The organism is Micromonospora sp. DT68 (assembly GCF_049847245.1).
GTDB lineage: Bacteria > Actinomycetota > Actinomycetes > Mycobacteriales > Micromonosporaceae > Micromonospora > Micromonospora profundi.
Genome location: NZ_JBNCNZ010000004.1, coordinates 114476 through 129374, shown reverse-complemented (window position 1 = coordinate 129374; position 14899 = coordinate 114476). Strand labels below are relative to the sequence as shown.

General features: G+C 72.1%; 10 protein-coding genes. 3 read left to right on the top strand and 7 right to left on the bottom strand.

Annotated features, from left to right (window positions below; genetic code table 11):
- Nucleotides 1–10: 10 nt before the first annotated feature.
- The 3 genes from ftsH to ACPXB1_RS09120 form a co-directional block, all read right to left on the bottom strand.
- Entirely contained in the window at nucleotides 11–2029 is a 2019-nt protein-coding gene (ftsH, locus tag ACPXB1_RS09130; RefSeq protein ID WP_355590116.1) for an ATP-dependent zinc metalloprotease FtsH, read from the bottom strand.
- A gap of 469 nt (nucleotides 2030–2498) precedes the next feature.
- The gene (gene hpt / locus ACPXB1_RS09125; RefSeq protein WP_030328005.1) at nucleotides 2499–3074 is read right to left on the bottom strand and encodes a hypoxanthine phosphoribosyltransferase; all 576 of its coding nucleotides are present in this window, start codon (nucleotides 3072–3074) and stop codon (nucleotides 2499–2501) included.
- Between the two features lie 100 nt (nucleotides 3075–3174).
- Entirely contained in the window at nucleotides 3175–3363 is a 189-nt protein-coding gene (locus ACPXB1_RS09120) for a hypothetical protein (RefSeq protein WP_355590421.1), read from the bottom strand.
- 99 nt (nucleotides 3364–3462) lie between these two features.
- On the opposite strand from ACPXB1_RS09120, the gene ACPXB1_RS09115 reads away from it, so the two are divergent.
- Nucleotides 3463–4425: a GlxA family transcriptional regulator gene (locus ACPXB1_RS09115; protein ID WP_355590119.1), complete on the top strand. Its 963-nt coding sequence runs from the start codon at nucleotides 3463–3465 to the stop codon at nucleotides 4423–4425.
- Between the two features lie 151 nt (nucleotides 4426–4576).
- On the opposite strand, the gene tilS is transcribed toward ACPXB1_RS09115, so the two are convergent.
- The 3 genes from tilS to dacB all read right to left on the bottom strand — a co-directional run bounded on the left by tilS (nucleotide 4577) and on the right by dacB (nucleotide 8272).
- Nucleotides 4577–5569 (bottom strand): tRNA lysidine(34) synthetase TilS, encoded by a 993-nt coding sequence (gene tilS / locus ACPXB1_RS09110; RefSeq protein WP_355627885.1) that lies wholly within the window; start codon nucleotides 5567–5569, stop codon nucleotides 4577–4579.
- Between the two features lie 10 nt (nucleotides 5570–5579).
- Entirely contained in the window at nucleotides 5580–6650 is a 1071-nt protein-coding gene (locus ACPXB1_RS09105; protein ID WP_355627888.1) for a zinc-dependent metalloprotease, read from the bottom strand.
- A 128-nt stretch (nucleotides 6651–6778) separates the two neighbouring features.
- Entirely contained in the window at nucleotides 6779–8272 is a 1494-nt protein-coding gene (gene dacB / locus ACPXB1_RS09100; protein WP_425735143.1) for a D-alanyl-D-alanine carboxypeptidase/D-alanyl-D-alanine endopeptidase, read from the bottom strand.
- A 561-nt stretch (nucleotides 8273–8833) separates the two neighbouring features.
- Here dacB and ACPXB1_RS09095 point away from each other — a divergent pair.
- Nucleotides 8834–9340, top strand: coding sequence for an inorganic diphosphatase (locus ACPXB1_RS09095; protein ID WP_355590127.1), 507 nt, complete (start codon nucleotides 8834–8836; stop codon nucleotides 9338–9340).
- A 31-nt stretch (nucleotides 9341–9371) separates the two neighbouring features.
- Here the strand turns inward: ACPXB1_RS09095 and eccD are convergent, their stop codons facing one another.
- The gene (gene eccD / locus ACPXB1_RS09090; RefSeq protein ID WP_355590129.1) at nucleotides 9372–10775 is read right to left on the bottom strand and encodes a type VII secretion integral membrane protein EccD; all 1404 of its coding nucleotides are present in this window, start codon (nucleotides 10773–10775) and stop codon (nucleotides 9372–9374) included.
- A 101-nt stretch (nucleotides 10776–10876) separates the two neighbouring features.
- Between eccD and eccCa the strand changes: the two genes are divergently transcribed.
- Entirely contained in the window at nucleotides 10877–14854 is a 3978-nt protein-coding gene (gene eccCa / locus ACPXB1_RS09085; protein WP_425735054.1) for a type VII secretion protein EccCa, read from the top strand.
- The last annotated feature ends 45 nt before the right edge of the window (nucleotides 14855–14899 follow it).

Below are 14899 nucleotides of genomic sequence, written 5' to 3'. Positions count from 1 at the left end.
GGGTCGTTGCTCAGTGCGTACCGTCCGAGTTGTTGGACGGTGTGCCGCCACCGACGGACGCCTGCGCGCCGTCGGCCTGGGCCTGCGCCTTGAGCGCGTCCTTTTCCGCGGGGGTGAGCACGGGCGGCTCGGTGGAGGGCTGGCGCTTGCCGAAGCCGTTGTACGGCGCCAGCGGCGGGCGCTTGACCACCCGGGCGCAGATCCGCGCCATGTCGGCGGTGGAGAGGGTTTCCTTCTCCATCAGCTCGAGCACGATGTTGTCCAGGACGTCCCGGTATTCCACCAGGATCTCCCAGGCCTCGTCGTGCGCCAGCTCGATCAGTGCCCGCATCTCGCCGTCGATCTCGGCGGCCACGGAGTCCGAGTAGTCCCGCTCGTGGCCCATGTTGCGGCCGAGGAACGGCTCGTCCCCGCTGGTGCCGTACTTGATCGCACCGAGCTTCGAGCTCATGCCGTACTGGGTGATCATCGCGCGGGCCAGTTGGGTGGCCTTCTCGATGTCGTTGCCAGCGCCGGTGGTGGGCTCGTGGAAGACCAGTTCCTCAGCGGCCCGGCCGCCCAGCGCGTACGCCAGGGTGTCGATCATTTCGGCCCGGGTCTGGGTGTACTTGTCTTCGGTCGGTAGCACCAGGGTGTGGCCCAGCGAGCGGCCACGGGACAGGATCGTCACCTTGTGCACCGGCGCGGCGTGCGGCAGCGCCCAGGCGACAAGCGCGTGCCCACCCTCGTGGTACGCGGTGATCTTCTTTTCCTGGTCGCTCATCACCCGGGTCCGTCGCTGCGGACCGGCGATCACGCGGTCGATCGACTCTTCCAGCGAGTCGTTGGTGATCGCCCGCTGGTCCTTGCGGGCGGTGAGCAGGGCCGACTCGTTGATCACGTTGGCCAGGTCGGCGCCGCTGAAGCCCGGGGTACGCCGTGCCACCGCGTCGAGGTCGACGTCGGGGGTGAACGGCTTGCCCTTGGCGTGCACCCGCAGGATGGCCTTGCGGCCCTCCATGTCGGGGGCGTCCACCGGGATCTGCCTGTCGAACCGACCGGGACGCAGCAGCGCCGGGTCGAGGATGTCCGGCCGGTTGGTGGCCGCGATCAGAATGACCCCGCCCTTGGTGTCGAAGCCGTCCATCTCGACGAGCAACTGGTTGAGCGTCTGCTCGCGCTCGTCGTGGCCGCCACCCATGCCGGCACCACGGTGCCGGCCGACGGCGTCGATCTCGTCGACGAAGACGATCGCCGGGGCGTTCGCCTTGGCCTGCTCGAAGAGGTCGCGGACCCGGCTGGCGCCGACACCGACGAACATCTCGACGAAGTCGGAGCCGGAGATGGAGTAGAACGGCACCCCGGCCTCGCCGGCGACCGCGCGGGCCAGCAGCGTCTTACCGGTTCCGGGCGGGCCGAACAGCAGCACGCCCTTCGGGATCTTGGCGCCCAGGGCCTGGTACTTCGCCGGGTTCTGCAGGAAGTCCTTGATCTCGTGCAGTTCCTCGACGGCCTCCTCGGCACCCGCGACGTCCGCGAAGGTCGTCTTCGGTGTGTCCTTGGTGATCATCTTCGCCTTGGACTTGCCGAAGTTGAGCACCCGGGAGCCGCCGCCCTGCATCTGCGACATGAAGAACAGCAGCAGGAGCACGAGCAGCGCGATGGGCAGCAGGTTGACCAGCAGGCTCACCCAGATGCTGTCCGACGAGACCTCGACGTCGGCCGGGCCGGTGACCCGGTTGGCCGCCTTGGCGTCCAACACCTCGTTCCAGATCTGGTCGCCAGCCTGGTACGGGAACTGGGCCTCGATCTTGTCGGTCTCGGTCTTGCCGAACTTCGTCTTCTCGGCCAGGTCGAGCTGGAGCGTCTGCTCCTTGTCCTGGAAGACGACTTTATTGATCTTCGCGGTGTGGAGCTGGTCGAGCGCAACGGAAGTGTCCACGCGGTGGTAGCTGGGACCACTGGTGAACAGCTGACTGAGCACAACGGCGCCGAGGATGACCAGGATGATCCAGACCACCGGTCGGCGGAAGAAACGCGTACGTTCCATACTGTTGTCGAGCGCCAAGGCGCCCGCATCCTCCTGATCGACGTCCTGACCGTCTGAATGGTGTCGCCGCGTGAGCGGCGGCCGGAGCCGCCGTGCGGGCCGGCCTCGACCCCGAAGCGCGAAAACTGCCGCGCCGCGGTCATTCGACGGTACACCGTGTACGCGACGAGTGAGCTCGCGAGCCCCGCACTCGGTGCACCGTCGCCATCGACGGCGGGCACCATGGGCGGCCTCGCCAGCCCCACACCGAGGTCGTACGGCGGGTCCCGGGCAGAAACCGGCGTGGCGGGAATTCCGGCCCGAACCACCCGAACGCCCGGTCACGCGGTCGAGGGGACGGGCGCGAGGGTACTTTTCACGCCACCGGGCTCCACGGTAACCGGAAGAACTGAGAGCGCGCTGAACGTCGGCTTGACGAACACCGATGCGAGTTGCGCTCACGAACCCGGGTGGACCGGGCCGGCCGACCTCAGGACCGGGCGTAGACCTCGGGCTTGAGCACCCCGACGTACGGCAGCTCGCGGTAGCGCTCGCCGAAGTCCAGGCCGTACCCGACCACGAACTCGGTGGGGATGTCGAAACCGACGTACTTGACCGGGACCGGCACCTTGACCGCGTCCGGCTTGCGGAACAGCGCGACCACCTCGACGCTCGCCGCCGAGCGCGACTCCAGGTAGCGCAGCAGCCAGGAGAGCGTCAGCCCGGAGTCGACGATGTCCTCGACGACGACGACGTGCCGGCCGGCGATGTCCCGGTCGAGGTCCTTGAGGATGCGGACCACCCCGGAAGAGGTGGTGCCCTGGCCATAGGAGGAGATGGCCATGAAGTCGAGTTCGGCAGGGGGGCCGTTGCGGCCCAACGCCCGGGCGAAGTCCGCCATGAACATCACCGCGCCCTTGAGCACGCAGACCAGCAGCAGTCCGTCACCCACGTGGGCGTAGTCGGCGGAGACCTGCTTGGCCAGTTCCGCCGTCTTCTCGCGGATCTGCGCCTCGGAGATGATCACGTGGTCGATGTCGGCGTCGTACCAGGAGCCGTCAGCCATGTCTCCTAGCCTGCCGTACGTCGCATGGCCTCCGTCGGCGGGGCCGCACCTTTCGGCGCGGTCCCGCCCGGGATTTTCAGGTCAAAGGGCATCAAAAGCATCAGCTGGTACGGGACTGCCACCGGCGGCCGTCCTCAGTGGGCTTCCAGTCGGCCGAGTCGCGGCTGTCCGCAGTGAGGCCGGCCGCCGAAGCGGCGACGAGCAGGGCGAGGAACAGGAGGAAGAACAGGAACTCCATGGCGGCGCTCACTTTCGCGTGTTTGCTGTCGTTTTCGCCGCCGGTGCGCACCGGACTGAGTCAAGTCTGCGACGGCCCACGCCTACCGAACAGTGGCAGTCACGACACTGATCATCGATTTACTGCCACGGCTCGGGTTACCCTCGTCACATGCTCAGATCCGTCGCCGTCCTCGTCCTGGACCAGGTCGCCCCCTTCGAGCTCGGAGTGCTCGCGGAGGTGTTCGGCACCGACCGCACCGCCGACGGTTTCCCCGCGTACCGCTTCGACGTGTGCGGCCCGGACGGCGCCCCCGTACGCACCTCGGCCGGGTTCCACCTCACCCCGAACGCCGACCTCGGGCCGCTTGAGGACGCCGACCTGGTGGCCGTACCGGCGCACGCCCAGGGCACTACCGTTCCGGGCCCGGTCCTGGACGCGCTCCGGCGAGCCGACGCACGCGGAGCGCACCTGTTCAGCGTCTGCTCCGGCGCCTTCCTGCTCGGCGAGGCCGGGCTGCTCGACGACCGCGAGTGCACCACCCACTGGCGGTACGTCGACGAGCTTCAGGACCGTCACCCGCGTGCCCGGGTCCGCTGCAACTCGCTATACGTCCAGGACGGTCGGCTGCTGACAAGCGCCGGCACCGCGGCCGGCATCGACGCCTGCCTGCACCTGGTCCGTCAGGAGCACGGCTCGGCCACCGCGACCCGCCTGGCCCGCCGGATGGTGGTCCCGCCGCACCGCGACGGCGGGCAGTCACAGTACGTCGAGGCGCCCATTCCGAGGGTGCCCGAAGCGCCGACCCTGGAGCCGGTCCTGGAGTGGCTCATGGGGCACCTGGATCGCCCCATCACCGTCGAGGAGTTGGCCGCGCGCGCCGGCATGGCCCCGCGTACGTTCGCCCGCCGGTTCCGCGCCGAGACCGGCACCACCCCGCACGACTGGCTCACCAACCAGCGGGTGCTGCTCGCCAGGCGGCTGCTGGAGGAGACCCCGCTGAGCGTGGAGGCGGTGGCCGACCGGGCCGGATTCGGCGACGCGGCGGCGCTGCGCCACCACTTCAACCGCCGCGTCGGCGCCACCCCGCACAGCTACCGGACGACCTTCCGGGACCGCGTGCACACCGTCTGACGCAGGCCCGACGCACGATCCGGCAGGCAGGGCGGGCCTGTGACGCAGGCCGGGCGGCGCACGGTTCGGAGAGCCTTTGCTCTGCTTCAACCCACGCAACAGTTGAGCGCCGTTTCTGTTGCGCCGGTTGAAGCAGAGCAAAGGAGGTCGGTCAGGCGGGGTCGACCGGCGCCAGCCGGCCGGCGCGGCGCAGCACCCGGATCCCTCCGGGCAGGTCGACAGGGCCCTGACCGTGCCACTCGGTGACCAAAGCGTCCAGCGCGTTGACGTGCCGGTACGACAGGGCAGCCGGTAGGGCGCCCAACTCCCGCGCCCAGGTGTGCAGCACCCGGCCACGCACGGCGGGCACCAGGCCCGCCAACGCCGCCACGGAGAGCCCACCGTCGGTACACCGGGCCGCAGCCAGCGCCGCCACCGCCAACTCGTCGAGCGCGGCGTTGTCCGCCGCCACCAACCGGGCGGTACGCGCGAGGTTGTCCACCACGCCCGGCCCGAGCGCCCGTACCAGTGCCGGCAGCAGGTCGGCCCGCACCCTTGAGCGGGCGTACGACGGGTCGGTGTTGTGCGGATCCTGCCACGTGTCGAGGCCGAGCGCCGCACAGGCGGCGCGGGTCTGCTCCCGGCTGATCTCCAGCAGCGGGCGCAGCAGCGGCACCCCGGCCAGGTCCCGTCGAGCCGGCATTCCGGCGAGCCCGCGCGGGCCGGCCCCCCGCGCCAGCGCGAGCAGCACGGTCTCCGCCTGGTCGTCCCGGGTGTGCCCGGTGAGCAGCGCGACAGCCCCGTGCTCGCGAGCCGCCTCCGTCAATGCCTGGTAGCGGGCCTCCCGGGCTGCCGCCTCCGGGCCGCCCGGACGTCCGGCCACCTCCACCCGGGCCACCGCCACCGGAGCGAGGCCGACCTCATGTGCCCAGGCCGCCACTGCCTCCGCCCGCTGCGCCGAGCCGGCCTGAAGGCCGTGGTCGACGGTCACCAGCCCCGCGGACCGGCCCACCCGGGGTGCCACGAAGGCGGTCGCCGCCGCCAGGGCGAGCGAGTCGGCGCCACCGGAACAGGCCACCAGCACCGGACCACCGGGCGGCAGGTCGTTCAGCGCGCGGCGGACCGCCACCCGGATCGCGGCCACCTGCGGGGCGAGCGCGGCCACCTGCGGATGGTCAGCCAGCGGCCGGGATGGGGCCGGCCGGTCCGTGCACCCGCGCCACCCAGGCGTCCGGATCGCCAAGCTCCGACAACCGGGGCAGGGTGAGCGGAGAGTTGAAGATCGAGTTGAAGCCCTCCATGCCGACCCGCTCGACCACGCCGTGCACGAACTTGCGGCCCTCGGCGTACTGGCGCATCTTGACGTCCACCCCGAGCAGCCGGCGGATCGCCTTCTCCAGCGGATTGCCCGCCTCGCGACGCCTGTTGAACGACGCACGGATCCGCTCCACGCTCGGGATCACCTGCGGGCCGACGCCGTCCATCACGAACTCGGCGTGCCCCTCCAGCAGGGTCATCAGCGCGGTGAGCCGGTCCAGTACGGCCCGCTGCCCCGGGGTCTGCACGATGTCCAGCACGCTGGTGCGGCTCTCCGGATCGCGGACCGCCTCGGACAGCGTCGCCACGCCACGCCGCAGCCGCTCCACCAGGTGCTCGCCGCCGTTGGACGAGGCGTCCACGAACGCCTGCACCTCGCCGAGGAAGTAGCCACGCATCCACGGCACGGCGGTGAACTGGGTGCGGTGGGTGACCTCGTGCAGGCACACCCAGAGCCGGAAGTCGCGCGGGTCGGCGCCGAGCTTGCGCTCCACCTCGACGATGTTCGGCGCGACAAGCAGCAGCTGGCCCGGTTCGGCGGAGAAGACCTCGTACTGGCCGAGGACCCGGCCGGACAGGTAGGCCAGCACGGTGCCGGCCTGCACCCCGGTGAGCCGGGACCCGATGGCCTCGGTCAGCACACCTGGCTGCTTGTCACCGGATAGGCGGCTGACCAGCGGAGTGATCACCTCACGCAGCCCCGCGATGTTCGTGGCCGCCCAGTCCCGGCGGTCCACCACCCGCACCGGCGGATGCGCCACCTGCGCCCGTAGCCCCGTGTAGTCGGCCACGTGCCCGGCCGCCTCGTCGGTAAGCCGACGCAGGTCGCCGACCACGTCGGTGGCCTCGGCGTACGTCACCCGAGGGCCCGACTTGCTCAACGCCCCCGCCGTAGCAGCGGCCAGATCCCAGTCCACGAACTGCGCCATGGACCCACCGTACCCGCGCCGCGACACCCCGGCCCGGGGTCGCGTCGGCGATAGACGCCGGTCGCGGGCTTCCGCACTCGACGTTCACAGGCGTCAGCGGCGACGGTGGACGGCTCTCGACAGGTCGGTCAGCGGCAGCCGCAGCCCGCCAGCGCGGCGGCGATCCGGTCCAGCGCCGGTTGGGCGGTGTCCGTGCCACCGGGCACCTTGTCGGTGAGCACCGCGAAGGTGAGCAGCCGACCGTCAGCCGTGGTGACCAGGCCCGCGATGGCGTGCACGCCGGTCAGCGTGCCGGTCTTGGCCCGGACGGCGCCAGCTCCGGCGGCGGTGCCGGGAGCGCCTCGGTAGCGGTCGTCCAGGGTGCCGGACCAGCCGCCCACCGGCAGGCCACCGAAGACACCCGCCAACTCCGGGTGGTCCGGGCTGGCGGCCAGCCGGATCAGGTCGGTGAGCAGTGAAGGGCTGATCCGGTTGCTGCGGGACAGCCCGCTGCCGTCGGAGAGGGTGATCTCGTCGGCGGGCAGGCCCAGCGCAGCCACCTCCGCGTCCATCGCGGCGGCGGCGCCGTCGAACGAGGCCGGCTGACTGCGGGCCAGCGCCACCTGACGGGCGAGCGCCTCGGCCAGCAGGTTGTCACTCTCGCTGATCATGATGTCCACCAGCCGGATCAACGGCGGGGACTGCACCGTACCCAGCTCGGTGCCGGGAGGTGGGGTGCCGCCCGCGGCAGCGGCAAGGGCCGGAGCCGTACCCCGCTTGACGGTGCCGGCGGGCACTCCGAGCAGCTTGGCGAACGACCGGCCCGCGGCGAGGTCCGGCTCGGTGACCCGTTCGGCGCCACCGGAGTCGGCTCCCGGGTCGCGCCGCGCACCGTCGGCCATCAACGCGGTGACAGCACCGCCGTAGCCGCCGGTGGGGATGTCGGCGTCCCAGCCGGGGCCGTACACCGGGCCGGAGTAGATCGTCCCGTCGACGGTGACGCTCGTCGGGGCCGTGCCGCCGAGCGCGGTACGCACCTGCGCGGCCAGGTCGTCAAGGCGTGCCGCGCCCGGGTAGTAGCCCTTCTTGTCCACAGCGAGGGTCGGGTCACCGCCGCCGACGAGCACCACCTCGCCGGGCTTGTCGCCGGCTACGGCCCGGGTGGGAATCCGGTAACCGGGGCCACGGGCGGCAAGCACTGTCACCCCGGTCGCAAGCTTTGTCACCGAGGCGGGCACCGTCCCGTCGTCGGCGCCCTTGGCGAAAAGTGTCTGACCGGAGGTCACGTCGGCCACCGAGACGTTCACCCGGTCACCAAGGGCTGCGGCACCGACAAGCGGGCCCAGCGCGGCCTTGACCCCGTCCGGGGTGGGCAGCGGAGCGTTGGCGTCCGGCCCGGCCAGCACCTCCGACGGGTCGGGTTCCGGTGTGGCGCCGGCCGCGACCTGCGTCGACGCGTCGTCCTCGCCCAGCCAGCCGGCCACCGGCCCAGGTCGGGCCACGACCACGCCGACGCCGGCGACCACAATCAGCAGCACCGTGGCGAGCACGGCCAGGAGCCGTCCCCGGCGGCGCGGGCCGGCCGGTGTGGTGGGCGGCTCGACGCCGGCCGGAGCTGGAAGCGCGGAGATCGGTGGGCCCAGCGGCGGTACGCCTCCGGGGGCGGGCGGTCGATCACCGGCAGGCGGAGGGCCGGCCTGGGCAGGACCACCCGAGGCCGGCGCGCTGCCTCCCGAGGCCGGCGCGCTGCCCCCCGAGGCTGGACTGGTCGGCACCACGGCACGGCCAGCCGCCGGGGCGCTGGGCCGGTCGCCACCGAGAACCGGGAAGCGGCCGGTGTTCGGGCCGGCGGCCACCGATCCGGGCGGGCTCCACGGCAGGGGCGCCTGCCGATCGGGGACCGACCCCGGTGCCGGAGATGTCGGTTCGGGAGGCTGCGGGAGGTGGGCCTCGGGCACCGGCACACGCCCGGTGGCACCGCCGGAGCCGGATCGTCCGGTACCGCGTGCAGCGCCCCCGTCCGGGCGGTAGTGTGAATCTTCCCTCCCCACGACCCCCTCCTCCCCCAGCGAAAACCGGCTTGGGTGACACTACTTCGGTCCGAAGACTATGCGGCGGCCGGCGTCGGCGGGTGGGCATTCACCTGTCCGGGGAGCCGCCAGTGGTTTCCGTTAGCCAGCGTGGGCAGACGAGGGAGCGTGCAGATGGATTTCGACGTGACGGTTGAGATCCCCAAAGGTCACCGGAACAAGTACGAGGTGGACCACGCGACCGGCCGGATCCGGCTGGACCGCACCCTCTTCACGTCCACCCAGTACCCGGCCGACTACGGGTTCATCGAGGGCACCCTGGGCGAGGACGGCGACCCGCTCGACGCCCTGGTGCTGGTCCCCGAACCGACCTTCCCGGGCTGTCTGATCCGGTGCCGCACCATCGGCATGTTCCGGATGACCGATGAGAAGGGCGGGGACGACAAGGTCCTCTGCGTGCCCTACGAGGACCCCCGCCAGGAGCACCTGCGCGACATCCACCACCTGGGCGAGTTCGACCGGCTGGAGATCCAGCACTTCTTCGAGGTCTACAAGGACCTGGAGCCCGGCAAGTCGGTGGAGGGCGCGACCTGGGTCGGCCGTACCGAGGCCGAGGCCGAGATCCACGCCTCTTACCAGCGTGCCCGCGAGGCTGAGGCGCGCGGCGAGACGCTGCACTGACGCACCCTTACGCACAGGGCCCGGGAGCCGCTCAGCCGAGCAGCCCTCGGGCCCTGTCGTACAGGTCGAGCACCGCGCAGGCGACCGGCACCACGGCGACCACGAGCGCCGTGTCGGTGAGGTCCGCGACCCTTCCGAGGTACGGCGAGACCGGCCGACGGGCGTATCCGGTGCCGGCGGCCACGGCCACCAGGCCCAGCACCGCACCGCTCACGGCCAGCGCCAGCCGCCCGGTGTCGTCGGCCCGATCGACGAGTACGACGCCGAGCACCGCGTAGCCGGCCAGCCCGGCGAGCACCGTCGGCACCCGGTGCCGCAGCGCCACGAACAGGCGCGACCGCAGCAGCAGCACTGCCGAGACCACCGCCACCAGCACCCGGCCGGCCGTACCACCGGCGGTCCCGAGCACCGCCGCCGCGGCAACCACGAGCAGTGCGTGCCCGAGCAGCATCCCGGTGAGCATCTCCTCGGTACGGGCCACGGCCGCGTGCACCCGGCCCCGATCCGGCAGGTCCCGGGCCCGCTCCGGCTCGCCGCCGGACGCGGTCGCCGGCAGGGTGATCGGCGGCAGCGGCAGCTTGCCCAACCGGATCGCCAACAGCGGGATCGCGCCGACGGCGAAGGCCAGGGCGCTGAGCAGCACCGCTGCCGTGCCGGCCGGGGTCAGCAGCAGCGCGCCGAGAGCCGCACCGGCACCGACAAGGCCGACGGTGACACCGGCTACGAAGACCCGCAGTCGACTGGCCACCCCGAGCAGCCCGAGCAGGGCCACCAGCAGCAGCGCCACCGACCCGGCGAGCAACTCGGGAGCGCCGACCCAGCGTGCCAGCCCCAGCGGCCCGATCGGATCGCCCGAGCCGACCGCGAGGGCACCGGCGACGAACGAGTACGGCAGGGCGTACCCGCCGAGTGTCGCCCCGGCCGCGCCGTCCCCGTTGGCCCGGGAGGCGACCGCGCCGGCAACAGTGAGCAGCAGTGCCACGATCGCCGCCGCGAGCCAGCCGCTGCGGAGCATCGGGCCGCTGACGAGCAGTGCGAACAGCCCGACGGCGAGCGGCACTGCCGCGCCGGCCAGACCGGCGACCCGGGTAGCGGTAGGTGACCAGGCACCGCCGCGACGCCGGGCTCCGTCGGCGATCGCCTCCACCACGTCGTCGTACTCAAGCTCGGGCCAGTGCGTGTGGGCCGGTACGAGGTGCAGCACCTCACCGTCGCGTACGCCCTGCGGCAGCAGCGCCTGAGCCGTCGCCAGCAGCGCGCCGTCGGTGCGCCGCAGCACCCAACCGCCGTGCCGCTCGCCGTCGTCGGCCAGGCCTTCACCGGCGTGTCGAAGCACGTCGGGCAGCAACTCCGCCAGCGGCGTCTGCTCCGGCAGTGCGACGTCCACCCGACGCTGCGGCGCACTGATGGTGACGCGGGCCAGCCCTGTTGTCATCGACTGATCTCCATATCGAGGGGGATCGGAGGCTGCGCGGACGACAGGACTTTACCTACCATGAGCCAGGCTCGGGTTACCCAGCGCAGTCAGGAGGCCGAGTGTCCACGGTCATCATCAAGCGACCGCCGCGCCGGCCGGCACCGGAGATCCCCGCCGGTGACCTGCCCGTCGAGGCGCCGCCGGAGATCCCCGCGGTCACCGGTGGACGCTGGCAGCAGATGCTCATGCTGCTGCCCATGCTGGGCGGCACAGTCGCGATGGCGATGATGTTCGGCCGAGGTGGCGGCGCCTACTCGTACGTGGTGGGCGGAATGTTCGGGCTCTCCTCGCTGGCGATGCTCGTGACGTCCTGGGGCAGCGCCTCGGGCATGCCGAAGAAGTCGGAGATGATGGCTGCCCGCCGGGAGTACCTGCGCCACCTGGCCACCCTGCGTCGCCGGGTCCGACAGACGGCCGGGCAGCAGCGGGCAGGGCTCTACTACCGGCACCCGGATCCGTGCCGCCTCTGGTCGACAGTGGACAGCCACCGGGTCTGGGAGCGGCGTCCCGCTGACCCGGACTTCGCGGTCGTACGGGTCGCCGTCGGGCCGCAGACCCTTGCCACCCCGCTGGTCCCACCGGTGACCCGGCCGCTGGAGGAGCTGGAGCCGATGACCGCCGGTGCGCTGCGCCGGTTCCTGGACGCGTACTCGGTGGTGCCGGAACTGCCGGTGGCCCTGTCGTTGCGCAGCTTCGCCCGGGTGCACGTGCGCAGCGGTACGGGCAGCACGCCGGCTACCAGCGGGCCGCACACCGGCGACCCGGCGGCGCAGTCCCTGGTCCGGGCCGTTCTGACCCAGTTGGCGGTCTTCCACGCCGCCGACGAGTTGCTTATCGCGATCTGCGCGGGGCCGGAACGCCGAGCCGAGTGGGAGTGGGTGAAGTGGCTTCCGCACGCCCACCATCCCGTCCGCACCGACGCGCTCGGCGCGGTACGGCTGGTCACCACATCAGCGGTCGAGCTGGAACGGCTGCTCGGTGACGTGCTGGCCAGCCGCTCCCGGTTCAGTCCGGCCGGTACGGCCACCGACGGCCCGCATGTGGTGGTGGTCCTCGACGGCGGCGACCTGACCGGTGCCAGCGACCTGACCGGCGACGGCGGCATCGACGCGGTCACCGTTCTGGATCTGGAAACCCCGCCACCCCGACTGCTCGACAGGTACGCGTTGCTGCTGGAGCTGCGCGGCCGGCGACTGCACTCCCTGTCGATCGAGGGTCATGCGGAGGTGGGCGTCGCCGATCAGCTCGATCTGACCGATGCCGAGGCGGTTGCCCGACGGTTGGCTCCGCTCCGGCTTGCCGGCACGGCACGCGGTCCCGACGCGCCGCTGCAGGCCGAGCTGGGCCTGCCGGAACTGCTCGGTCTCGGCGACCCGGAGAGCTTCACCGCCGAGCAGGGCTGGGCACCCCGCTCGGCCCGGGACCGCCTGCGGGTGCCGATCGGGGTGGGCGCCGACGGGGGTGCCATCGAGTTGGACCTCAAGGAGTCCGCGCAGGACGGGATGGGACCGCACGGCCTGCTCATCGGTGCGACCGGCTCCGGCAAGTCCGAACTGCTCCGCACGCTGGTGCTGGGGCTGGCGGCCACGCACAGCTCCGAGCAGCTCAACTTCGTCCTTGTCGACTTCAAGGGTGGCGCCACCTTCGCCCCGTTCGGCAGACTGCCGCACACCGCCGCGGTGATCACCAACCTGGCCGACGCGTTGCCACTTGTCGACCGGATGGTCGACGCGATCAACGGCGAGCTGGTACGCCGGCAGGAGCTGCTGCGCCGGGCCGGCAACTTCGCAAGCGTGCGCGACTACGAGCGTGCCCGTGCCGCCGGCACCCCGCTCGCCCCGCTGCCGTCGCTGCTGCTGATCTGCGACGAGTTCTCCGAGCTGCTCTCCGCCAAGCCCGACTTCATCGACCTGTTCGTCCAGATCGGCCGGTTGGGTCGGTCGCTCGGCGTGCACCTGCTGCTCGCCAGCCAGCGCCTGGAGGAGGGCCGGCTGCGCGGCCTCGACACCCACCTGTCGTACCGGATCGGGCTGCGCACGTTCTCCGCGCTGGAGTCCCGTACGGTCCTCGGCGTGCCGGACGCGCACGAGCTGCCCCGCTCACCGGGCCACGGCTACCTGCGCGCCGGCACCGACCCGCTGGCCCGGTTCAAGGCCGCGTACGTCTCCGGCGCGGTCCGTCGTCGGGCCGCGTCGGCGAGTGCCGTAGCCGGGGCGGGTGCGCGTCTGCTCACCTTCACCACCCACACGGTGCCGCTGCCGGAGCCGGCCACTCTGGCGCTGCCCATGGTGGCCGAGGACGAGAGCAGCCGGGAGACCCTGCTCGACATGCTTGTCGACCGGCTCGTCGGGCAGGGTCCGCCAGCGCACCAGGTGTGGCTTCCGCCGCTCGGTGAGCCGCCCGCCCTTGACGAACTGCTCGGCCCGGTCGAGGTGGATCCGGCGCGCGGGCTCACAGTGGGCAACCCCGAGCTGCACGGCGCGCTCGGCGTGCCGGTGGCAGTGGTGGACCGTCCGTTGGAGCAGCGCCGCGATCTGCTCTGGCTGGCGCTGGACGGCGCGGCCGGGCATCTCGCGGTGATCGGCGCACCGCAGAGCGGCAAGTCCACAGCACTGCGGACGTTGATCTGCGCGCTGGCGCTCACCCACACCCCGGCCGAGGTGCAGGTCTACTGCCTCGACTTCGGTGGCGGTGGCCTGGCGGCACTGCGGGACCTGCCACACGTGGGCGGGGTGACGGGTCGCGCCGACCCGACCGCCGTCCGGCGAACCGTCGGCGAGATGACCACGTTGTTGGCCGAGCGGGAGCGCCTCTTCGACGAGCTGGGCGTGGAGTCGATGGCGGCGTACCGGCAGCGTCGGGCAGCAGTGGGCGCGGCGAGCCAGCCGGGTGCCGACCCGTTCGGCGACGTGTTCCTGGTGATCGACGGCTGGAGCACCGTCCGTGGCGAGTACGACGACCTGGAACCCCTGGTCACCGACCTGGCCACCCGCGGCCTGTCGTACGGGCTGCACGTCGTCGCCACGGCACTGCGCTGGCTGGATTTCCGTCCGGCGATCCGGGACCTGTTCGGCTCCCGGCTGGAGCTGCGCCTGGGCGACCCGGCGGATTCGCTTGTGGCGCGGAGGGCGGCGGCGAACGTGCCGGAGCAGCCCGGGCGGGGTGTGACGGCGGAGAGCCTGCACTTCCTTACCGCCCTGCCGCAGCTCACCGCCGAGGGCGGGGACACCGCCGATCTGGTCAAGCGGGTCGCCGACAGTTGGACCGGCAGTGCGGCGCCCCGGGTGCGGGTCCTTCCGCCCGTGTTGCCGTACACCGAACTGGATCTCGCCGCGGCGACCGGCCTGCGGCTGCCGATCGGGATCGCCGAGGCGGACCTGCGTCCGGTGCTGCTCGACTTCGCGACCGAGCCGCACTTCGTGGTCTTCGGCGACGCGGAGTGCGGCAAGTCCTCGTTCCTGCGGGCGTTGGCCACCTCGATCATCACCCGGTTCACGCCCGAAGAGGCCCGGGTGATCCTTGTTGACTACCGGCGCAGCCTGCTGGACGCGATCGAGACGCCGCACCTGATCGGGTACGGCACCGCCGCGGCGCACACCGCCGACCTGGTCGAGTCGGCGGCAGGCTATCTGGAGCGGCGGGCCGCCGGCCCGGAGGTCACTCCGCAGCAGTTGCGCGACAGGTCCTGGTGGTCGGGGCCGGAGCTGTTCGTGCTCGTCGACGACTACGACCTGGTGGCGGCCGGTCCGGCGAACCCGTTGCGGGCGTTGGAGGAGCACCTCCCACACGCCCGGGACGTCGGGCTGCACCTGGTGCTGGCCCGCCGCACGGGCGGGGCGGGCCGGGCCCAGTACGAGCCGATCGTGCAGCGGCTGCGGGAACTCTCGACAGCCGGTCTGGTGATGGCGGGCAGTCCGGACGAGGGCGCGCTCGTCGGGCCGGTGCGGCCGGGCCCGCTGCCGCCGGGCCGCGGTCGGCTGGTCACCCGGCGGGAAGGTGTACGCCTCGTTCAGCTCGCCCACCTGCCGCCGCCATGACGTGTCTTCGCGGTTCCTCCCGAGACGGGTGGGGAAACCGGTAAT

Bases quoted from the DNA above. Each gene is read 5' to 3' on its own strand.
- ftsH (WP_355590116.1), bottom strand. From the start codon at position 2,029: ATGGAACGTACGCGTTTCTTCCGCCGACCGGTGGTCTGGATCATCCTG.
- hpt (WP_030328005.1), bottom strand. From the start codon at position 3,074: ATGGCTGACGGCTCCTGGTACGACGCCGACATCGACCACGTGATCATC.
- ACPXB1_RS09115 (WP_355590119.1), top strand. From the start codon at position 3,463: ATGCTCAGATCCGTCGCCGTCCTCGTCCTGGACCAGGTCGCCCCCTTC.
- ACPXB1_RS09105 (WP_355627888.1), bottom strand. From the start codon at position 6,650: ATGGCGCAGTTCGTGGACTGGGATCTGGCCGCTGCTACGGCGGGGGCG.
- ACPXB1_RS09095 (WP_355590127.1), top strand. From the start codon at position 8,834: ATGGATTTCGACGTGACGGTTGAGATCCCCAAAGGTCACCGGAACAAG.
- eccD (WP_355590129.1), bottom strand. From the start codon at position 10,775: ATGACAACAGGGCTGGCCCGCGTCACCATCAGTGCGCCGCAGCGTCGG.